Source organism: Vibrio phycocola, from assembly GCF_054404255.1.
The window spans coordinates 125,462-146,505 of sequence record NZ_JBTAMQ010000009.1; the positions used below are offsets into that span (position 1 = coordinate 125,462).

18 protein-coding genes are annotated in these 21,044 nt (G+C 41.7%); 8 read left to right on the top strand and 10 right to left on the bottom strand.

Annotated elements, in window-relative coordinates; genetic code table 11:
- Positions 1-7: 7 nt before the first annotated feature.
- Complete coding sequence (argC, locus tag ACXJY6_RS13525; protein WP_458768646.1) at positions 8-1,012, bottom strand: N-acetyl-gamma-glutamyl-phosphate reductase; 1,005 nt, start codon at positions 1,010-1,012, stop codon at positions 8-10.
- Between the two features lie 156 nt (positions 1,013-1,168).
- On the opposite strand from argC, the gene argE reads away from it, so the two are divergent.
- From argE to ACXJY6_RS13540, 3 genes are all read left to right on the top strand, one after another.
- Positions 1,169-2,305, top strand: coding sequence for an acetylornithine deacetylase (gene argE, locus ACXJY6_RS13530; RefSeq protein ID WP_456051643.1), 1,137 nt, complete (start codon positions 1,169-1,171; stop codon positions 2,303-2,305).
- 197 nt (positions 2,306-2,502) lie between these two features.
- Positions 2,503-5,136: a phosphoenolpyruvate carboxylase gene (gene ppc / locus ACXJY6_RS13535; protein WP_458768647.1), complete on the top strand. Its 2,634-nt coding sequence runs from the start codon at positions 2,503-2,505 to the stop codon at positions 5,134-5,136.
- A gap of 351 nt (positions 5,137-5,487) precedes the next feature.
- On the top strand, positions 5,488-6,027 hold the full coding sequence (locus ACXJY6_RS13540) for a PadR family transcriptional regulator (protein WP_458768648.1): 540 nt from the start codon (positions 5,488-5,490) through the stop codon (positions 6,025-6,027).
- A gap of 103 nt (positions 6,028-6,130) precedes the next feature.
- On the opposite strand, the gene cysE is transcribed toward ACXJY6_RS13540, so the two are convergent.
- From cysE to epmA, 5 genes are all read right to left on the bottom strand, one after another.
- Positions 6,131-6,952: a serine O-acetyltransferase gene (gene cysE / locus ACXJY6_RS13545; protein ID WP_456051640.1), complete on the bottom strand. Its 822-nt coding sequence runs from the start codon at positions 6,950-6,952 to the stop codon at positions 6,131-6,133.
- A gap of 35 nt (positions 6,953-6,987) precedes the next feature.
- On the bottom strand, positions 6,988-8,019 hold the full coding sequence (gpsA, locus tag ACXJY6_RS13550) for an NAD(P)H-dependent glycerol-3-phosphate dehydrogenase (RefSeq protein ID WP_458768649.1): 1,032 nt from the start codon (positions 8,017-8,019) through the stop codon (positions 6,988-6,990).
- 105 nt (positions 8,020-8,124) lie between these two features.
- A complete protein-coding gene (gene secB / locus ACXJY6_RS13555) occupies positions 8,125-8,601 on the bottom strand; it encodes a protein-export chaperone SecB (protein ID WP_458768650.1) in 477 nt (158 codons plus the stop codon).
- A gap of 116 nt (positions 8,602-8,717) precedes the next feature.
- Complete coding sequence (locus ACXJY6_RS13560; protein WP_456051637.1) at positions 8,718-9,152, bottom strand: rhodanese-like domain-containing protein; 435 nt, start codon at positions 9,150-9,152, stop codon at positions 8,718-8,720.
- A gap of 149 nt (positions 9,153-9,301) precedes the next feature.
- Positions 9,302-10,276, bottom strand: a complete 975-nt coding sequence (gene epmA, locus ACXJY6_RS13565) for an elongation factor P--(R)-beta-lysine ligase (protein ID WP_458768651.1) — start codon at positions 10,274-10,276, stop codon at positions 9,302-9,304.
- Between the two features lie 273 nt (positions 10,277-10,549).
- Here epmA and frdA point away from each other — a divergent pair, with 273 nt between their 5' ends.
- From frdA to frdD, 4 genes are read left to right on the top strand one after another with little or no spacing between them, the layout of a single operon-like run.
- Positions 10,550-12,355, top strand: coding sequence for a fumarate reductase (quinol) flavoprotein subunit (gene frdA, locus ACXJY6_RS13570; RefSeq protein WP_458768652.1), 1,806 nt, complete (start codon positions 10,550-10,552; stop codon positions 12,353-12,355).
- Entirely contained in the window at positions 12,355-13,101 is a 747-nt protein-coding gene (locus ACXJY6_RS13575; RefSeq protein ID WP_456051634.1) for a succinate dehydrogenase/fumarate reductase iron-sulfur subunit, read from the top strand. The genes frdA and ACXJY6_RS13575 overlap by 1 nt, the downstream gene beginning before the upstream one ends.
- Positions 13,098-13,481 (top strand): fumarate reductase subunit FrdC, encoded by a 384-nt coding sequence (frdC, locus tag ACXJY6_RS13580; RefSeq protein WP_458768653.1) that lies wholly within the window; start codon positions 13,098-13,100, stop codon positions 13,479-13,481. The genes ACXJY6_RS13575 and frdC overlap by 4 nt, the downstream gene beginning before the upstream one ends.
- A 10-nt stretch (positions 13,482-13,491) precedes the next feature.
- Positions 13,492-13,854: a fumarate reductase subunit FrdD gene (gene frdD / locus ACXJY6_RS13585; protein WP_458768654.1), complete on the top strand. Its 363-nt coding sequence runs from the start codon at positions 13,492-13,494 to the stop codon at positions 13,852-13,854.
- Between the two features lie 99 nt (positions 13,855-13,953).
- On the opposite strand, the gene ACXJY6_RS13590 is transcribed toward frdD, so the two are convergent.
- Both ACXJY6_RS13590 and efp read right to left on the bottom strand, forming a co-directional pair.
- Entirely contained in the window at positions 13,954-15,837 is a 1,884-nt protein-coding gene (locus ACXJY6_RS13590) for a methyl-accepting chemotaxis protein (RefSeq protein ID WP_458768655.1), read from the bottom strand.
- A gap of 393 nt (positions 15,838-16,230) precedes the next feature.
- Complete coding sequence (gene efp, locus ACXJY6_RS13595) at positions 16,231-16,797, bottom strand: elongation factor P (protein ID WP_456051630.1); 567 nt, start codon at positions 16,795-16,797, stop codon at positions 16,231-16,233.
- 33 nt (positions 16,798-16,830) lie between these two features.
- Here efp and epmB point away from each other — a divergent pair, with 33 nt between their 5' ends.
- Positions 16,831-17,853 carry an EF-P beta-lysylation protein EpmB gene (gene epmB / locus ACXJY6_RS13600; protein ID WP_458768656.1) on the top strand — a complete coding sequence of 341 codons (1,023 nt, stop codon included), beginning with the start codon at positions 16,831-16,833 and terminating at the stop codon, positions 17,851-17,853.
- A gap of 3 nt (positions 17,854-17,856) precedes the next feature.
- Here epmB and ACXJY6_RS13605 read toward each other — a convergent pair whose 3' ends face one another.
- Both ACXJY6_RS13605 and ACXJY6_RS13610 read right to left on the bottom strand, forming a co-directional pair.
- Positions 17,857-19,302, bottom strand: a complete 1,446-nt coding sequence (locus ACXJY6_RS13605) for an ATP-binding cassette domain-containing protein (protein WP_456051628.1) — start codon at positions 19,300-19,302, stop codon at positions 17,857-17,859.
- A gap of 54 nt (positions 19,303-19,356) precedes the next feature.
- Positions 19,357-20,970 (bottom strand): sensor domain-containing diguanylate cyclase, encoded by a 1,614-nt coding sequence (locus tag ACXJY6_RS13610; protein WP_456051627.1) that lies wholly within the window; start codon positions 20,968-20,970, stop codon positions 19,357-19,359.
- Between the last annotated feature and the right edge of the window lie 74 nt (positions 20,971-21,044).

Sequence of the window (21,044 nt, forward strand, 5' to 3'; positions counted from 1 at the left end):
TAATTCCTTACACCAACGCCGTTAATTCAGGGTAGCCATAATGGATGTTAAGGCATTGCATTGCTTGGCTTGATGCGCCTTTTAACAAGTTATCGATAGCGGATACCACGATGACATGCTGTCCCTTCACCTTCCAACCTATATCGCAAAACGGAGTAAACTCAACGTTTTGAATTCGAGGCAGTGTCGACTGATCCATTCGAACCGCAGGCTTATCTGTATACGCCTGTGCAAACGCTTGTGCTACTGCTTCTTCGGTAACACCTTCCGCTAATTTCATCGTAACGGTTGCTAATATTCCGCGCTTAAAATTACCTAGATGAGGAGTGAAAATAACATCACAGCCCAAGTGGTCTGCGATTTCAGGTTGGTGACGATGAGTAAAGACACCATACGGCTGCAAACTTACTTCACAAAAGCTATTGGTCATCGTCGCTTTACGACCCGCTCCGGTCACACCGCTTGTGGCATTAATAACAGGCCATTGGTTCAAATCAAGAAGTTTTGATTCAACTAAAGGTTTGATTGCCAATTGCGAAGCGGTCGGATAACAACCAGCAACCGCGACGAGCTGAGCTTGCTTAATTGCCTCGGCATTCCACTCTGCTAATCCATATGCGGCTTTTTCCAACCACTGAGAATGTTGATGCTCAAAACCATAGAACTCCGTATAGAAGTCACCATGATTAACACGATACGCTCCGGATAAATCGAAGACTTGGCAATCATTAGCCAGCAATGTTGGGGCTAAGTCATGACTGACTTCGTGAGCCGTACATAGAAACACGACATCACTCTCTTTAGCCACTAGCTCAAGATCGACCAAGGGCTGCACTAGCATATCAACCACACCAGAGAACTTACCGTGCAACTGCGCGAGTGGTTTTCCTGCGTCAACACTGTTGGCTGAAACATATAAACCTGATAGCGTTAACTCTGGATGTTTTTGCACCATAAGAGCTAACTCTGCGCCGGTATAACCTGTCGCGCCGATAATGGTTGTTTTTAACATGCTTTTGTACCCGAAATTCGTAATGAATGACAACGAATAAAACTAACTAATAATTTATTAAATTCGTTATAAATTGGTTTTTTATTCATTAAAAGTGATTTAATATGTGTTTTACCTTCTCTACATAACTCTGTCAATAGTAGGAACTAAGATTCTATGGATTTACCTAAATTCCGCGAGGTTTACAAAGACCTTATTTCTACCTCTTCAATCAGTTCCACCGATCTAAGTTGGGATCAAGGAAACGAGAAAGTTATCGCAAAGCTTTCTGATTGGTTTACGACTCTTGGCTTTGAGGTTGAAGTAGTACAGGTTGAACCAACTAAATATAACCTCATTGCGAAAAAAGGCAGTGGTGAAGGTGGTCTACTCTTATCTGGTCACAGCGACACGGTTCCTTTTGATGAGGGGCGCTGGAACTTTAACCCTCATGATTTAACGGAATCGAATAATCGTTTCTATGGTTTGGGCACTGCTGACATGAAGGGCTTTTTTGCCTTTATAATAGAAGCGATAAAAAAAGTAGATTGGTCGAAACAACAAAAGCCACTTTATGTTTTAGCAACGTGCGACGAAGAAACCACGATGTTAGGCGCTCGTCATTTCTCCGATAATACTCCGTTTAAACCTGATTACTGCATTATAGGTGAGCCCACAAGTTTAATTCCCGTTTACGCTCACAAAGGACACGTTGCAAATGCTATACGAGTTACCGGACAGTCAGGCCATTCTTCAAACCCAGCCTTAGGTGTCAACGCAATTGAAATTATGCACGAGATTTTGTTTGCGATGATGAAGCTCCGTGACAGGTTGATTAAACAATACCAACATCCAGGATTTGATTTACCGTCCCCAACTCTGAATCTCGGTCATATCCATGGCGGAGACAGCCCAAATAGAATCTGTGGATGTTGCGAATTGCATTACGATGTTCGTCCACTTCCGGGAATGAGTCTTGAAGGCTTAGACGATTTATTACGTGACACCTTAAAAGAAGTAGAGGCTAAATGGCCAGGTCGGATCGCGATCTCACCACTTCATGACGCCATTCCTGGTTATGAATGTTCGCATGAACATCATTTTGTTAAAGAAATGGCTGACCTTTGTGAGAAACCCGCAGAAACAGTGAGTTACTGTACCGAAGCGCCTTTTTTACAACAGGTATGCCCAACGTTAGTTATGGGGCCTGGTTCCATCGATCAGGCTCACCAGCCAGATGAATTTTTGGCATTCGAGTACATAGATCCAACCATCAATGTATTAACAAAAGCGATCCATCAATATTGTTTTTGATTGCTGCTTAGCCAAACCATCTGATTTTTGTAGGAAATTTTCAACATTACCGTTAAAAACCATTAATGTTAATACTATCAATACCAAATGGTAAAATTGAATATTGTTAAGCTTTAATTGACTTGACGGGATGTTCTTCGCTATTTTGTGTCCTCGATAAGGACATTGAATGTAATTTTATTTCAAGGCAGGAAACAATGAACGAAACATACGCTGCACTAAAAAGTAACGTGAGAATGCTAGGCAAAATGCTAGGTGATACTATCGAAAATGCCGATGGTAGCGTTATTTTAGAAAAAGTGGAGACGATACGACAACTCTCTAAATCGGCCCGTGACGGTAATCATGACGATCACCTCGCCTTAGTTGAAGAGATTAAAAACCTTCCTGATGATCAGTTAAAACCCGTCGCTCGTGCATTTAACCAGTTTTTAAACTTAACCAATATTGCCGAACAGCACCATACAATTTCTCGTCACTGTGATGAATACGTCTGTGAACCAGATGCAATCAATACGTTATTTACCAAGCTATCTCAAAATAAGATCAGTAAGCTTGAGACGGCGAAGGCGATTAACGAACTTAACATCGAATTGGTTCTTACGGCTCACCCGACGGAAATTACTCGTCGTACCATGATCAACAAATTGGTAGAAATCAACAAATCGTTATCTCAACTTGAGCAAACTGAACTTCCTGTTAAAGACCATCGAAAAGCAAGACGCCGTCTTGAACAATTGATTGCTCAGTTCTGGCATTCCGATGTAATGCGCAAACAGCGTCCTACACCAATGGATGAAGCAAAATGGGGCTTCGCCGTTGTTGAGAATTCTCTGTGGGAAGCCGTTCCAGAATTCATGCGCGATCTAAACGATAAAGTACAGGATTACATTGGCGAACCTCTGCCTATAGATGCAACACCAGTCAATATCTCTTCATGGATGGGTGGTGACCGCGACGGTAACCCGTTCGTTACCCATAAAATTACTCGAGAGGTATTACTCTTATCTCGCTGGAAAGCTTCGGATCTCTACCTGAATGACATTAACGAGCTGATCAGTGAACTGTCGATGACCAAGTGCAGCGACGAAGTAAGAGAACTAGCAGGTGAAGGTCAACACGAACCTTACCGTGCTATTTTAAAACAAATTCGTGCTCTTCTTACCGACAACATTGAAATTCTCGATGCTAAAATTCAAGGCCAAGAGATATCGGTTAAAGCGCCACTGCGCGATGTTAGTCAACTATGGGAACCGCTACACGCGTGTTATCGCTCGCTCCACGAATGTGGAATGGGCTCGATTGCTGAAGGCTCACTCCTAGATACATTGCGTCGGGTAAAAACGTTTGGTGTCCACCTTGTTCGTCTGGATATTCGTCAAGAGAGTACTCGTCATGCCGACGTACTTTCAGAACTGACTCGCTACTTAGGAATGGGTGATTATAACCAATGGACAGAGCAAGATAAGATTACGTTCTTAACCACTGAGTTAAACTCGAAACGACCGCTTTTCCCGAGAGATTGGCAACCTTCTGAGCAAGTCGATGAAGTAATCAAAACATGTCAAACCATCGCAAATCATCCAAAAGATGCATTTGGTGCCTATGTTATCTCAATGGCTCGAACGGCATCAGATGTCTTGGCCGTCCACCTGATCCTTCAAGAATCAGGTTGCCCATATCGTATGGATGTTTGTCCATTATTTGAAACCCTAGATGACTTGAATAATGCTGAGAGCGTTATCCGACAGTTAATGGATATCGATCTGTACCGCGGCTTTATTCAAAATCACCAAATGGTAATGATTGGTTACTCAGATTCGGCTAAAGATGCTGGTGTACTTTCTGCTGGTTGGGCGCAGTATCGTGCAATGGAAGCTCTCGTCAACGTAAGTGAAGAGACGGGTGTCGTGTTAACACTGTTTCATGGTCGTGGCGGCACGGTTGGACGTGGTGGTGCACCTGCGCATGCCGCACTACTATCTCAACCACCGAAAAGTTTAAAAGGTGGCCTGCGCGTTACCGAACAAGGTGAGATGATTCGATTTAAATTAGGATTATCTGAAGTGGCCGTAAACAGCTTCAATATGTATGCGAGTGCGATCTTAGAAGCGAACCTACTTCCACCTCCAGAACCGAAAAAGGAGTGGAGTGAGCTTATGGATGTGCTGTCTGAGGTTTCCTGTGAAGCTTATCGCGGCATTGTACGTGGAGAGCCTGACTTTGTACCGTACTTCCGTCAAGCAACGCCTGAGCTAGAGCTAGGGAAGCTTCCTCTAGGCTCACGCCCTTCTAAGCGCAACCCGAACGGTGGTGTAGAAAGCTTACGTGCCATCCCATGGATCTTCTCGTGGAGCCAAAATAGATTGGTTCTACCTGCATGGTTAGGTGCTGGTGAAGCGATTCAGTATTCAGTCGATAAAGGTCATCAAGCCTTATTGGAAGAGATGTGTCGTGAATGGCCTTTCTTCTCGACTCGTCTGGGTATGCTTGAAATGGTGTACAGCAAAACCAATATCGAAATAGCACGCTTGTATGATGAACGCTTGGTAGATGAACCCTTACGCCCATTAGGTGAACGCTTAAGATCTCAGCTACAAAAAGATATCAAATCTGTTTTAAACGTTGAAAATAATGAAAACTTAATGCAAAGCGATCCTTGGGGGCAAGAGTCCATCAAACTTCGCAATATCTATGTTGAGCCGTTAAATATGCTTCAAGCTGAGCTACTATACCGAACTCGTCAACATGAAAATGTATCTAGTGAATTGGAAGAAGCTCTGATGGTAACAATCGCGGGCATTGCAGCAGGTATGCGCAATACGGGCTAGAAAACCCAGAATAATATACTACTATAAAGACAAAAGGCCGCACTATGCGGCCTTTTTATTTTGATATTTTTGTTAATAAAGCATTTCATTAGATTTTTGACCCATTTTGTCCGGCTATTCTACTTTATGCTTATAATTTCGATATACTACCGCTCGTAACAGGCTTCCAATATTATTAATATCTGTTACTTAGGCTAAATGAAACGCAGTTATTTTAGGTGATAAAGGCTTTTGGGTGACGAACGTTCTCGATTTTGAGACGTATAGTTTAAGTTGAGCTAAGAGTTGAACCAAAGAAGTTCTCCGAAACTTAAACAGATTATAATTTTACTAACCATTTGGATGTTCAACATGTCATTACCACACGTTATCCTCACAGTTTTAAGTACACGTGACGCCACGGGTTACGATATAACTAAAGAGTTTTCCTCTAGCATTGGCTATTTTTGGAAAGCAAGTCATCAACAGGTTTACCGTGAGTTAAACAAAATGGGCCAAAACGCTCTAGTAACTTGCGTATTAGAACCTCAAGAAGGCAAACCAGACCGTAAAGTTTACTCTATTACAGACTCAGGTAGAGCAACATTAGCCGCTTGGTTTGACCAACCTACTCCTCATCCAACTGTAAGAGATGAGTTTAGTGCTAAGTTAATGGCATGTTCTGTACAAGATGCTACCGCTTACCGAGACCAACTTGTTGATTTAATTGCTGATTCGAAAAAGTTCATCGAATTATACAAAGAAATCGAAGCAAGTCACTATGCCGTTACCTCGACTTTAGATAAACATAAGCGTCTAGAGCGATTAACATTGCGCCGAAATATTCTAATTCGTTCAGCTTGGGTTGAATGGGCAGAAGAAGTATTAAGTGAGCTCAATGAAATAGCGTAATACGCTAAACTAGAGAGCCTGAACAATTAAAAAGGGATGACATGGTCATCCCTTTTTATCACTTATTAATTTGTCTCTCATGTATCAAGCATACATGAATAGCTTAAATACCATCACCACCAATAAACGTTTGTGAACGAGTATTAAATTGCTGATCCATATCCAGTGACGGTTGGTCACTTTGAGGTCGACCAACTATTTTGGCAGGAACCCCCGCAACAGTCGTATGAGCAGGCACATTCTGTAATACCACAGAACCTGAACCTATTTTTGCTCCTAACCCCACTTCAATGTTGCCAAGTATTTTTGCTCCGGCACCAATCATAACACCCGTTCTAATTTTCGGGTGACGATCGCCACACTCCTTCCCCGTACCGCCTAATGTTACATCCTGCAAAATAGACACATCATTTTCTACGACCGCTGTTTCACCAATCACGATACCTGTAGCATGATCCAGCATAATACCGTAGCCCACTTTTGCGGCAGGATGAATATCAACTTGGCAGGTTACTGATATCTGATTTTGTAAATAAGATGCTAGTGCCTCACGACCTTGCTTCCAGAGCCAGTTGGACACTCGATAACCTTGTAGTGCGTGATAACCTTTTAAATAAAGCAAGGGAATTGAATATTGTGCAACAGCGGGATCTCGAGTCACTGTTGCACATATATCCTTGGCGGCAGCGTCAATGATGGAATGATCTGAAGCAAATGCTTCTTCCACCACTTCACGAACAGCCATAGCTGGCATTGATGCAGTCATTAAATTATTAGCTAAAATATAGCTTAATGCTGCACCTAAGCTCTCGTGCTTAATTATTGTGGCATGATAGAAACTCGCAAGCATCGGTTCTTGTTCAGCCAGAACACGAGCCTCTTTAATGACGGCCTCCCAGACCAGTTGGTTGTTACAGCGCTTCATGGTATTCGATTTCTCCCTCTATCACGGCGACGTTATTATTCTGACTTTTTATCTCGAGCAAGAAGATCTTGAGCCGCTAACCTTGCATCTTTATCTTGATACAGTACTTGGTAAAGTTGGTCAACTATTGGCATTTCTACACCCATTCGCTTGGCGAGCAACCACACTTCTTTAGTATTACGATACCCTTCCACTACTTGACCAATCTCATCTTGTGCAACATCGACGTTTTTACCTTGGCCCAACGCCAACCCAAAGCGACGGTTTCTCGATTGATTATCGGTACAAGTTAAAACTAAATCACCTAAGCCTGCCATGCCCATAAAGGTTTCTGCTTGAGCACCCAGAGCTGCTCCTAAACGACACATTTCAGCTAGGCCTCGGGTAATTAGAGCGGTTCTTGCATTGGCACCATAGCCAATACCGTCGGACATACCTGCGCCAATTGCGATAACGTTCTTTACCGCACCACCAAGCTGAATGCCGACAAAATCATCGTTGGCATACACTCGAAACGTTCGGCTGCAGTGAATCTTTTCTTGCAGTTGAGCAACAAACTCTGAATGCGGAGAGGCCACAGCTATCGCCGTTGGCATCCCCATCGCTAATTCCTTCGCGAAGGTAGGGCCAGAAATGACGGCCAATGGATAACGATCTCCAATCACTTCATGAGCCACATCTTGCAGTAATCGACCGGTCTCGGGTTCAAGCCCTTTCGTTGCCCAACACACACGACTGTCGGCACGCAAATGAGGCTGAATCGTTTTTAATACCTCACCGAAAACATGACTCGGGACCACAATCAATAAATCTCGACTACCTTGAACGGCTCGTCGAATATCGCTCTCAATGATCAATGACTCAGGGAATGCTATGTCAGGTAAAAAAGCACGGTTCTCACGTTCAGCTTCAAGTCGCGCCATATGTTCAGGATCATGGCCCCAAAGCACCACATTCATACCATTGCGAGCAAGAGAAATGGCTAACGACGTCCCATAAGAACCAGCCCCGATAACCGTCATCCCGATGGAATTCGAATAAATAGAATCCGTTTGTGTCTCAGACATAGCTACACCTATTAAATAACCCGTAATTCAAAAAAAATGCACGTAGCATGAGTAGAAACCTCCAATGCTCGTGCATCTTTATTGTTTGCAAGAATGCTTAAAGAATTAAGCGTCTGCTGGTTGTTCGCCTTTTTCTTGAGCTTGCTGTTGTAGGTAATTCATAAATAATGCATCGAAGTTTACAGGTGCAAGATTCAATTGAGGGAAAGTACCTTTTACAACCAAGCTTGAGATAGTTTCACGAGCATATGGGAATAAAACATTCGGACAGAATGCGCCAAGACAATGAGCTAATTGACCTGCATCCATATTTTCAGCAGTAAAAATACCACCCTGTTGTACTTCACATAAGAATGCGGTCTCTTCTGCATTCGTCACGGTCACTGTAAGACGCAATACAACTTCATAAACCCCTTCACCCAGCTCGCGGCTTTGCGTATCAAGATCAAGGTTTACATTAGGCTGCCAATCTTTCTGGAACATAGTTGGTGAATTAGGCGCTTCAAACGATACATCTTTTAGAAAGATACGTTGAATAGTAAAGTTTTGTTGTGCTTCTTGCGCTGCTGCAGCTTCTGACATTCTTAATTCCTTAATAATCGTTCAAATTATATAACAGACCAAATTCTGTCGACCAAAGATAGATGAGAGTTCGTATTCATCGAACTAAGCCAGCTTCTATCTTTAGTATAAAGTGGTTACTTCTTGCCACGAATCAGAGGTAATTTGCCATCTTTCCATGCGCCAATACCAAGGTTAAGGACACTAACCTGTTCAAAGCCAGCACTCGCTAGCTGATTCGCACTTGCTGGTGAAATGTGACCATTTTGACATACGACAATAATTGGGTCTGCTTTATGATTTTCAAGGGTTCCCAAGTTGCCAGATGTGATCTCAGAAGGCAAAACGTTAATTGAATCGGTAATATGGCCTTTGGAAAATTCATCCTTGTTACGAATATCAACAACAATGCCATTTTCTTTATTCACTTTTTGAGTTAGCTCGTTCACATCAACATATTTAAACTTCGCTGTTGATGACTTGTAAACAGTAAAAATAACAGCGCCAAATATCGCGATCCACGCTACACATAGGATGGTATTTTGCTGAAAAAATTCGGTATATTCTTGCATGTCTTTGCTCTTATCTTTGCTATTGCAATGGGTGATCGTAAATAGAGGAAGAAGTATAGCGAGGTTAATTCCGTTACGCGAGTACTAACGTATCTCTTCCCTTCATTATCAATGGCAATCAATGACAATTCACATTTTAAATCTCAATTTTAAGCTCGAGAAAACGGAAATGAAATCACCTCATTAATGGATTCCTTACCTAGTGCCAACATAATCAAACGATCAATGCCAACCGCGACACCAGCACAAGGCGGCAATCCTGATGCTAACGCTTCAAGAAAATTCTCATCAATAGGTTGAATCGATAATCCCATAGCTTGACGTTTAAGGTTATCTTGTTCAAAACGACGGCGTTGTTCAGCAGAATCCTCTAATTCATGGAAACCATTGGCCAGTTCGATACCTTTAAAATAAACTTCAAACCGATCGGCAACGCGATTATCGTGTTGATTAATTTTTGCGAGCGCGGCTTGGGAAGCTGGGAAGTGATAAACAAAAGCAGGAACGTCACGACCAATACAAGGCTCTATCACCATGCTAAATAGAAGTTGTAATATCGTATCACGATCATCTTCATCTTTAGCAATCTCATCAAATCCGTGCAGAACAGCACACTGACGCAGCTCTTCGAGTGATGCCTCAAGCGGACACACACCTAAAACCTGTTGAAAGATTTGTTGGTACGTTAGACGTTCAGCTTTCTTACAATGTAAGATTTGCTGTAATAACTCATCCATTTCATTCATAAGATCATGATGATCGAACCCAATACGATACCATTCAAGCATGGAGAATTCGGGATTATGAAAACGCCCACTCTCTTCATTACGAAATGACTTAGTGATCTGAAATATCGAACCACTATCAGCAGCCAATAAACGTTTCATATGAAACTCAGGACTGGTCATCAAATAGACCTCTTGCCCAGAAGCATAATTCGGCCCAATAAAATCACTTTTAAATGTTTGCAAGTGAATGTCGGTAACCGCTGCTTGGCTCATTATTGGCGTTTCGACTTCTAAAACCTGCCTTTCTAGAAAGAAAAATCGAATTAAATCGATTAGCTCCGCGCGCTGTTTTAGAGAATCGATACTCGCACTAGGTTGCCACTTTAAAAGAGTCATTATTTTATCTTCGCTATAATCCAGTCGTTATCATTTTACCCGTCAAAATAGCAAAACCAAGCGCTTATAGTGATATCGCTCACAAGCAAGTGATTATTATGACGAACAACTCTGACTCCGAAGAAAAAGCCTGATCAAATCAATTTTTTAATATAGGAGCTACCTTACACTAAAATTTGCCCATTTATTTATGGGCAACCCTACAAAAAATGCTCATCAAGAAGCTAACGAATCTAACGCGGATAGAATCCGTTCATAAACTGGAGGGTAACTGTGAAAATACTAACCACAGATATCGCAATCATTGGTGCTGGCGGCGCCGGGCTTAGAACAGCCATCGCTGCAGCAGAAGATAACCCAAATATAAAAGTCGCACTTATATCAAAAGTATACCCTATGCGTTCTCACTCAGTCGCTGCCGAAGGAGGCTCAGCTGCAGTGATCAAAGAAGAAGATTCATTGGATAATCACTTTAACGATACAGTTGGCGGTGGAGACTGGCTTTGCGAGCAAAACGTTGTTGAATATTTCGTTAAAAATTCGACACGCGAAATGATCCAAATGGAACAATGGGGCTGCCCTTGGAGCCGCAAAGAAAATGGCGAAGTCAATGTTCGTCGGTTTGGTGGAATGAAAGTCGAGCGCACATGGTTTGCGGCGGATAAGACTGGCTTCCACATGCTTCACACTCTTTTTCAAACCTCTATGAAGTATCCACAAATCGAACGTTTTGATGAGTATTTTGTTGTCGACTTAATCGTTCATGAAGGTCAAGTTCAGGGATTAATCGCAATCCATATGGCTGAAGGTGAATTAGTCGCAATCAAAGCCAAATCCGTCGTATTAGCAACTGGCGGCGCTGGTCGCGTTTATCACTGTAATACTAACGGTGGAATCGTAACCGGTGATGGAATGGCAATGGCTTACCGTCATGGAGTTCCGCTACGTGATATGGAATTTGTTCAATATCACCCAACCGGTCTACCTGGTACCGGTATTTTAATGACTGAAGGTTGTCGTGGAGAAGGTGGAATCATTACCAATAAAGATGGTTATCGTTACCTTCAAGACTATGGCATGGGGCCAGAAACTCCTGTTGGCCAGCCAAAGAACAAATATATGGAGCTAGGTCCAAGAGACAAAGTATCTCAAGCGTTCTGGCATGAGCAGCAAAAAGGCAACACCATCAAACATGCTCTAGGCGATGTTGTTTTGCTCGATTTACGCCATCTTGGCGAAGAATATATTAACGAGCGTTTACCGTTTATCTGCGAGTTATCCAAAGCCTACGTCAATGTCGATCCGGTCAAAGAACCGATTCCAATTCGTCCTACCGTTCACTACACCATGGGTGGAATCGAAACCGATGCTAAATGTGAAACTCGAATTAAAGGGTTATTTGCAGTGGGTGAATGTGCGTCTGTCGGTCTTCATGGAGCAAACCGTTTAGGGTCTAACTCTTTGGCGGAATTTGTCGTATTTGGTCGAGTTGCCGGTGAAACAGCAGTACAAAGAGCTGAAGAATTTGCTGGTTGGGATCAACAAGCAATTGAAGCTCAAATGGCTCAAGTAGAAACGCGTATCAATAACCTACTTGCTCAAGAAGGTGATGAAAACTGGGCAGAGATTCGTACTGAAATGGGGCATTCCATGGAAGCGGGTTGTGGGATCTATCGTCAAGAAGATCTGATGCAACAGACCATCGACAAGATAACGGAATTAAAACAACGTTATAAAAACATCAGTATCAAAGATAAAGGCAAAGTGTTTAATACCGACCTATTTTATGCCATTGAAGTCGGTTACGGACTAGAGGTCGCTGAAGCGATGGCTCGTTCGGCAATATTGCGAAAAGAATCCCGAGGTGCTCACCAACGACTCGATGAAGGGTGTACAGAACGTGATGATGTTAATTTCTTAAAACACTCTCTGGCTTTCTATCAAGAAGATAGCGCTCCGATCATCGACTACAGCGATGTCACTATCACTAAGTCGCAACCCAAAGCTCGTCTTTACGGTGAAGCCGCTGATAAAGCTGCTGCCGCAGAAAATACAAGCCAAGCAGAGGAGAATAAATAATGTCATCACAACGTATGCAAAAAGTTGATATTCTCCGCTATGACCCAGAAAAGGATTCACAGCCTTATCTGCAATCTTTTGAAGTTCCGTTTGACGATACCATGTCGCTTCTTGATGCGATTAGCTACATCAAAGATTATCTCGATAAAGACCTCTCTTATCGTTGGTCTTGTCGTATGGCGATTTGTGGCTCCTGCGGCATGATGGTCAATGGTGTCCCTAAACTCGCGTGTAAGACTTTTCTCCGAGATTACCCTGATGGCGTAAAAGTAGAGCCACTAGCAAATTTCCCGATAGAAAAGGATCTTATCGTCGATATGACACCTTTTATCGAGCGTCTTGAAGCGATCAAACCCTATATTTTAGGAAATGATAGAACTCCAGAAGACGGTCCCAATAATCAAACTCCAGCTCAGCTAGAAAAATACAAACAGTTTGCTGGATGTATTAATTGTGGACTCTGTTATGCCGCCTGCCCTCAATTTGGTTTAAACCCTGAATTTATTGGACCAGCGGCACTAACCCTAGCTCGTCGCTACAACCTCGATAGCCGTGATAACGGCAAAGCCGAACGTATGGCTCTAATCAATGGTGAAAATGGCGTTTGGGGTTGTACTTTTGTTGGATACTGCTCTGAAGTATGCCCGAAAAACGTGGATCCAGCAGGCGCGGTGAACCAAGGAAAAATAGAGTCATCGACCGACTTTATTATTGCGATGTTTAAACAAGGGGAGGCAGAACAATGAGTAATCGCAAACCCTATGTAAGAGAAATGAAACGAACCTGGTGGCAAGCCCATCCCTTTTATCGTTTTTATATGTTACGCGAAGCCACAGTTTTGCCGTTGATCCTATTTACGATATTCCTAACCTTTGGTTTAGGTTGCTTAGTCAAGGGGCCAGAAGCTTGGCAAAGTTGGTTGGGCTTTATGGCAAATCCAATTGTGATTGCGATTAACATCGTTGCCCTATTGGGAAGTTTGCTTCATGCCCATACATTTTTTGGAATGATGCCACAAGTCGTCCCAATGAAATTAAAAGGCAAGTTACTCGATAAGAAAGTGATCGTCGCAGCTCAATGGGCTGCTGTCGCCTTTATTTCTCTCATCATCCTAATCATTGTATAAGGAGCCTATTGTGATTAATACCAATCCTAAAAGATCCGATGAACCAGTATGGTGGGGACTCTTTGGCGCTGGTGGTACTTGGTTCGCCATGATCTCACCCATCACTATTCTAATTATTGGCGTTTTAGTTCCTCTCGGCATGATTGATGCTGAGGCGCTCAGCTATGAACGTGTTGCTAACTTTGCAACCAGCTTTATTGGTGCATTATTTGTCATTGCTACACTGGCTTTACCAATGTGGCATGCAATGCACCGTGTTCATCATGCCATGCACGATCTAAAATTCCACACTGGTGTTGTCGGTAAAATAGCCTGCTACGCAATCGCGGGGTTTATTAGTGCACTTTCCGTTGTGTTTGTTTTTATGGTGTAAATCAACACTGATTTAAAGCATAAAAAAATCCCCCAGACTTTGGGGGATTTTTATTGCGTGCCATATTTAGTATTCAGAACTCAATACTAGTTCGACATACTATGCTGTTTTAAACACATCCAACTCGCGTTTTTGTGTTTCAGCTAATTCAGATAACTCCGAAGATGCTTGTAAGGTATCATCGATTCCCGATACATTTTGATGCACTAAATCGTATGTTTCAGTTGTGACTTGAGAAATCTCTTCTGTCACATGAAATTGCTCTTGAGAAGAAGTCGCTACCAAACTGTTGATTTCTGAAATAGATTCAACCGCAGATTGAATATCTTCAAAAGACGCCTTCACGTTGTCAACTAATTGAACAGACTGATCAATTAAGTCAACATTATGCATCATATTGTCCTGAGCTTTTTTCGATTGCGTCTGCAGCTTTTCAATGATGTCTTGAATATCCACTGTCGATTTTTGAGTTTTTGAAGCCAAGTTTCGCACTTCGTCTGCTACAACCGCAAAACCTCGCCCTTGTTCACCGGCTCGTGCTGCTTCAATTGCTGCGTTGAGCGCCAACAGGTTTGTTTGCTCTGAAATCGTCTGAATAACTTCGGTAACGGAGCCAATCTCAAGAGCAAATTCACGAAGTTCGTTAACAATATCTGCACTCTCACTTACAGAGACATTAATATTGTCAGTTAAGCAGATGTTTTTCTCCAACGTTTGCTTACCTTCATCCACACTTTTCGTCGCAGATTTTGCTTCTTGCTCGGCTCTTATTGCCTTATCACTCACTTCCTGAGAAGTCGATGATAGTTCATTAATCGCGGTCGAAATTTGCTCCATATGAGCGAGCTCTTGTTGCGCATTTCCTTTCGTCGTGTTCATCACAACATTAAGTTCAGTTGATGCTGCTGCCACACTTGAAGAAATGCCGTGAGAGTTTTTAATCAATTGCGTTAGCTCACCCGACAACTTAACTAAAGAGCGATATATACCCGAATCTTTATCAGTAGACTCAAGTGCTTGCGTAAAGTCTCCTGATGCCATTTTCTCCATTAACTCTGCGATATCATCCGGTGTACCACCAACGGGTTTTAGTACCATTTTTTCTAAAGTAATAAACAAAATACCAATTGCAAGGAGCAAACAAAATGCACCAACTAATGCAGACGTTACAAGCTGATTATGCGCTGCCTCTCCAATCTCATCATCGTTGACAAAGGAAACAAATTGCCATCCTGCAACGTCTAGATGTGTCCAAAATGCAGTAAAGTCTGTCGCAGTTCCTCTCACATCAGCGGTATAATGCAGCTCTGGATTAGAATCACTAAAGCCTTTGTATAGTGGTCGCTCAGCATTAATGTCTTTCCCAACCAATTCAGCATAAGGCGCGACAATAATTGTTCCGTTTTCGGTATACATAAAGATATCTTTACGCTCGCCTAAACTTTCAAGTAATGAATCGAGATACACAGACGTGATAACAGCAACAGAGCTATCTAATTTATAAGCCATCACCACAATTTCTTTTTTTGTTACCGCAGACACAAAGGGATCTGAAAAGAAGAACGTTTTACCGTCTCTGAAAACCGCATTGTAATAATTACGGCTCAACTCTTTCACATTAAAGCCCAGTTTTTCGCCTTTTACGTTGTAAATGCCACCCGCGACATCAATCAGGTAGGCACCTTCAATAAATTGCGACTGTGTACGGTAAACCATCTCCAACTGAATCTTGGCTTTATCAGATAAGCCACTCTCACTAATATCACTCGAATTCGCTTCTACCGCAGCAAGTACGCTTTTATAACCATTCACTTTTTGCGTTAGCTCGGACTCTATTGTTGCATTTTTTTCTACGAGAACGGTCTTATTAAGATGAACACTCTCATTTTGAAAAGAAATATAGCCAATCGTCATTAAAACTACGACGATAGCGGCAATTATCGATCCTATCGTTGTCGCAATTTTTACTTTAAATGTATTCATGTTCCTAACAGCTCCACGGAAGAAATAGGCAAATCATAGATGAATGAGATCCATTACATTGGATAACTACTCACTTAGCCAAGGTAACTAAACGATGATATAAGCGTAGTCTAATTTAATAAATTTTGTCCTCGTTATCTTAAGAAATGAGGAAATTCTTTAGCTGTTATTTGACTTAAAACAATAAAAATCAGAAGCAGATCGCAAAAACACCAAAGATAAATACCCAACATACCGTGACCAGCCTCACGTATAAGAAGACAATAATAATTCATTGGCTTCTATGATTGATATTTATATTAAATTTTGATAATGCGAATGATGTGTATTAAATACAAAAAAGACGAGCACTTAAGGCTCGTCTGATCATATAGAAATCGGATAAATGTTTATTTATTTTACTCGGCTGACATATTCTCCTGAGCGAGTATCTACTTTAACCACTTCACCAATCTGAATAAATAGAGGAACTCGAACCACTGCACCAGTAGTTAAAGTTGCAGGTTTTCCACCCGTACCTTGAGTATCACCCTTCAAACCTGGATCAGTTTCAGTCACTTCAAGTTCTACAAAATTTGGTGGCGTTACTGTAATTGGACTGCCATTCCATAAAGTAATCGTACAAGTGTTATTCTCTACCAACCATTTTACATTATCACCAACCGCATTGACTTCTGCGGCAATCTGTTCAAATGTTTCGTTGTTCATAAAGTGATAAAACTCACCATCGTTGTAAAGATAATCGAGATCGATATCAACAACATCCGCCACTTCAAAAGATTCGCCCGATTTAAATGTTTTTTCCAACACTTTGCCTGAGAGAAGCTTACGGATCTTCACGCGGTTAAACGCCTGACCTTTACCTGGTTTCACATACTCGTTTTCGAGAATGACACAAGGCTCATTATCAAGCATAATCTTAAGACCGCCTTTGAATTCATTCGTGCTAACAGTAGCCATTTTTTCCTCTTACCATTCTTCGAGTTCACATTAATGTCGACTATAATACCCCGAAAAACCGATTCTGTTGAGCAAAACTGGCTCAAACAACTAACGAATGCGATCTCAGATCCGCAAAAGTTGCTCAATTACTTGAATATCGATTCAACCTCCTTCGAAAAAGGGAATGCAGCACGTTCATTATTTGCTCAGCGAGTCCCGATGAGTTTTGTTGATCGTATGGAAAAAGGGAACCCAAATGACCCATTGCTGCGTCAAGTATTACCATTAGAAGAGGAATTTGAACAACACCCAGGTTATACCCATGATCCATTAGAAGAGCAAAATAATGCTCAACCTGGGCTATTACACAAATATAAAAATCGAGTACTGCTAATAGTAAAAGGGGGCTGTGCCATTAACTGTCGCTATTGCTTCCGCAGACATTTTCCTTATCAAGACAACCAAGGCGGTAAAGTCGTTTGGCAAGAAAACCTCGATTACATTGCACTGCATCCTGAAATCAATGAAGTCATCTTGTCTGGTGGCGATCCATTAATGGCCAAAGATCATGAATTGGAGTGGCTCATTAATGAAATAGAAAAATTATCACACATTAAAACGCTTCGAGTTCATACCCGTTTACCGGTTGTTATACCTGACCGTATAACAAGCCACTTGTGTGACATACTTGCTCACACAACCTTAAATGTCGTACTTATCACTCACATAAATCACCCGAATGAGATCGATACTACATTAGCACAAGCAATGGCAAAACTCAGGCAAGTGAATGTGACCTTACTGAACCAAGGAGTACTGCTAAAAGGGATAAATGATTCGGCTGATGTGCTAGTAAAGCTCAGTGAGCGACTTTTTAGTATCGGGGTTTTGCCCTATTACCTACACCTATTAGATAAAGTACAAGGCGCAGCACACTTTTATGTACCCGACGACGTGGCACGCGATCTCATGCGACAAATCATCCCACAGTTGTCAGGTTACTTGGTTCCAAGGCTCACGAGAGAAGTAAGTGGGCGCTCCAGTAAAACGCCCATCGATTTACACTTAGAGTAAATCTTATCCGTTGTGGGAAGCGACAGCTTGGAAGCCTCCTTCTTCCAACGGATAAAAATCGACATAATTATTAATCGCCTCAATGGCATCTTCTTGATAATGAGTGACATAAAGCAACTGTGTAATATTAAGTTCAGCGATACGTTCAAGGGTGTGAAAAACCAGTTTACGATTTAAATAATCTAAGCCTTGATATGGCTCATCTAGAATCAGTAATGCGGGTTGTTTAATCAGTGCTCTAGCAATAAGTAACAAGCGCTGCTGACCATAATCCAAGGACTTAAAACTGACCTTAGCATACTGGCTCATTTCAAACGCTTGTAGCCACATCTGAGCCAATTGAATTTCTTTAGTTGACGGTTGAGAGTAAAGACCAATTGAGTCATAAAAGCCGGAAAGCAGAACATCAAGCGCTTGGCAATTGACGCGATATTGTAAATGAAGCGATGAAGAAACAATGCCAATATGTTTTTTTATATCCCAAATGGTTTCACCGGAACCACGTTTCATACCAAGAACGCTAATATCATTGCAATAGCATTGAGGATGATCGCCCAAAATTAAACCAAGTAATGTACTTTTTCCACAGCCATTTGGACCTCGTACTTGCCAGTGCTGCCCAGCTTCAATACGCCAATCTAAATCTTTAAAAATGAGTCCATCTGTATATTCAACTTTAACCTGATTCATCTCAACCCTAGGGTCAGGGTAATTATTGGCATGTTGGTGTTGTTGAATCAAATCAACGAGCTGATCACTTTTACTCTCAGATAATGCTGCCAATTGTTGAATCACCGGATGCTGATTCCACTCTGAGATCGTCATAGTATTGGTCAATTTATTCTCGTCAAATAAAGCCACGTGAGTAATGAAACTTGGTAACTCATCTTCACGAGAAGTAATCACTATCAGTTGAAGTGTACGAGATAGTTCTTCTAACAAGTCAGTTAGCCATAATCGATGCTCAGTATCCATACCCACATATGGATCATCCAAAATTAACATTTCAGGGTTCATTGCCAGTGCTCTGGCTAACATTAACCGTCGGGTTTCTCCCGTGGATAATTGGCGAAACCCTCGTTGAGCAAGCGAAAACAGGTCCATCTTCAACATAAGGTCTTCAGACTGCTGCTTCGAGGCACACAACGCTTCGAGCAATTCAGAAACGGTTGACCCGTAGTCAATTCGATCTAAAAAATCAGTATCATCGTTTGCAAGTTCATCTTCCAATAGTGCTTGCTGTAGATGCAATGATACCACCGCTACTGATGGAGGTAATTCAAGCTTATCACCGGGATTTTTAATGCTATCAACAAAGAGCTGAGAGAGAGATTGAGCAGTTTCTGAGCGAGTAACAAAAACACCCCAATGCTGGGTAGGTTCAAGGTTCCATTCAGATATTTGTAACCCAGATCCTTGATATGAGAAATTCCATTGCAGAGCAGACACTAGATTTCCTTTTAGTGTAATAAACCAAAATTGATATAAGAAACAGACGAAAGTTTAAGGAAGATGAACAACATTATCTAACTTGTCAGCTTCGTGGATTTGATAGTTCACGTTACCGTTACGCTTCACTTCATACATAATATCATCAGCGGATTCAAGTAACGCTCTAAGATCATACCCTTTAGTAACTGACGTGCTCACCCCAATACTTGCTCCGACACGAGCAGTAATCGTTGAACTGATTTCGATCTCTAATGCAAACGACGCATGAATTTCTTCAAGAATAAAATTCACGCGCTCTAAATTATCTAAAATCATAGAGATAACGAATTCATCTCCGCCCCAACGAACCACGAGATCATCAGCTCGTAGAACACTCCGTAATCGAGAAGCAATTTCTTTGAGTACGATATCCCCAGCTTCATGACCATGTTTATCATTGACCAGCTTGAAGTCATTGAGATCCAGAAGAAGCATGACAAAGGCGCTATTACTCTCCTTGGCATATTCCAACTGTTTCGCAAATTTAAGCTCTCCGCCACGGCGATTAAGTAAGCCAGTAAGAGAATCATGCGTCGCGTTATACTCGAAATGACGTTCGATTTTGGCACGATCGGATATATCGTACACCACCATTTCCACAAATTTACCAGACTCGCTACTTTTATCTTCAATCAAAGAAAAAATCGCACGAACCCACACATCTTCATGCCCTTTTACTCTAAAGTCTCTGAATATATTCGTTTCTTGATCTCGAACACTTTGAATAACTTCTTCCATCTCAGCCTTTTCATCAATGAGATCAGAAGCGTAATAGTAACTTTGAGATAACTTTTCCGAGTTATGTTTAAAAACAGCTTCAAAAGCGGGATTGGAAAGGAGAACTTTGTTCTGCGCATTAATTAGCGCAATCCCTGCGTGGGAGTACTCAAAAATCATCCTAAATTGTTTTTCTAAATGAGCAATTTTGGCATTTTTTTCTGAATCTAAAGAAAATGAATCCTGAACTTTTTTCAGCATCACATTCATATTTTCAGCGAGAAAACCGATTTCATCATTCGACGTCACCTCGACGGGTTTTACTTCTCCCGACTCAATCTCAACTTCTGCAAGTTGCGCAACCAAACGATGGATGGGCCGTGAAACCACCATTCTAAATAACACCATAAAGCAAATTGAGACCGTAACAATTAGAATAATTTGCCATTGAACCAAAAACAGCCCTTTCTCTTTTGCTTGGCTGTTGATGAATTCTTGGTTAATGAAAATATCTAAAGAACCCACCTCTTTAGGCGTTTCAAAGGTCGTCCGAAGCTTAACGTGTATATCCGATCCGCTGTTATATCGAACATCCCCGTTAGTTAACTTTACGCCAGACGAAAGCGTAAAAATGACGCCATTAATTTCTGAAATCGTTCCAAGTCCATTTACGATTTCCGTCGCTAAAGAAAAATCACTCATATAGGCTGCTACCGAAGCATTACTTTCGATAACAGATAAAAATTGTGTCACCCGAAAATGCGCATCTTCTTGAGCTGTTTGAAAGGCGTGACGATAAGCAATAGTACTTGCTACTGGGATAAAGATAACTGAAACAATGATGATCGACACCAGTATTTTTAATTCAAGATGTCTCGCTATCCACGAAAATGGTCCTGATTTTCGCATTTTTATCTCCCTCACTGAAAAAACCTAATTCATTGAGATTTAGAGTTACAATTAAGCTTGTTTAGGTACAACTG

Excerpts from the sequence above, each read along its gene's own strand:
- argC (WP_458768646.1), bottom strand. The coding sequence starts at position 1,012 with ATGTTAAAAACAACCATTATCGGCGCGACAGGTTATACCGGCGCAGAG.
- argE (WP_456051643.1), top strand. The coding sequence starts at position 1,169 with ATGGATTTACCTAAATTCCGCGAGGTTTACAAAGACCTTATTTCTACC.
- ppc (WP_458768647.1), top strand. The coding sequence starts at position 2,503 with ATGAACGAAACATACGCTGCACTAAAAAGTAACGTGAGAATGCTAGGC.
- ACXJY6_RS13540 (WP_458768648.1), top strand. The coding sequence starts at position 5,488 with ATGTCATTACCACACGTTATCCTCACAGTTTTAAGTACACGTGACGCC.
- cysE (WP_456051640.1), bottom strand. The coding sequence starts at position 6,952 with ATGAAGCGCTGTAACAACCAACTGGTCTGGGAGGCCGTCATTAAAGAG.
- gpsA (WP_458768649.1), bottom strand. The coding sequence starts at position 8,019 with ATGTCTGAGACACAAACGGATTCTATTTATTCGAATTCCATCGGGATG.
- secB (WP_458768650.1), bottom strand. The coding sequence starts at position 8,601 with ATGTCAGAAGCTGCAGCAGCGCAAGAAGCACAACAAAACTTTACTATT.
- ACXJY6_RS13560 (WP_456051637.1), bottom strand. The coding sequence starts at position 9,152 with ATGCAAGAATATACCGAATTTTTTCAGCAAAATACCATCCTATGTGTA.
- epmA (WP_458768651.1), bottom strand. The coding sequence starts at position 10,276 with ATGACTCTTTTAAAGTGGCAACCTAGTGCGAGTATCGATTCTCTAAAA.
- ACXJY6_RS13575 (WP_456051634.1), top strand. The coding sequence starts at position 12,355 with ATGTCATCACAACGTATGCAAAAAGTTGATATTCTCCGCTATGACCCA.
- frdC (WP_458768653.1), top strand. The coding sequence starts at position 13,098 with ATGAGTAATCGCAAACCCTATGTAAGAGAAATGAAACGAACCTGGTGG.
- ACXJY6_RS13590 (WP_458768655.1), bottom strand. The coding sequence starts at position 15,837 with ATGAATACATTTAAAGTAAAAATTGCGACAACGATAGGATCGATAATT.
- efp (WP_456051630.1), bottom strand. The coding sequence starts at position 16,797 with ATGGCTACTGTTAGCACGAATGAATTCAAAGGCGGTCTTAAGATTATG.
- epmB (WP_458768656.1), top strand. The coding sequence starts at position 16,831 with ATGTCGACTATAATACCCCGAAAAACCGATTCTGTTGAGCAAAACTGG.
- ACXJY6_RS13610 (WP_456051627.1), bottom strand. The coding sequence starts at position 20,970 with ATGCGAAAATCAGGACCATTTTCGTGGATAGCGAGACATCTTGAATTA.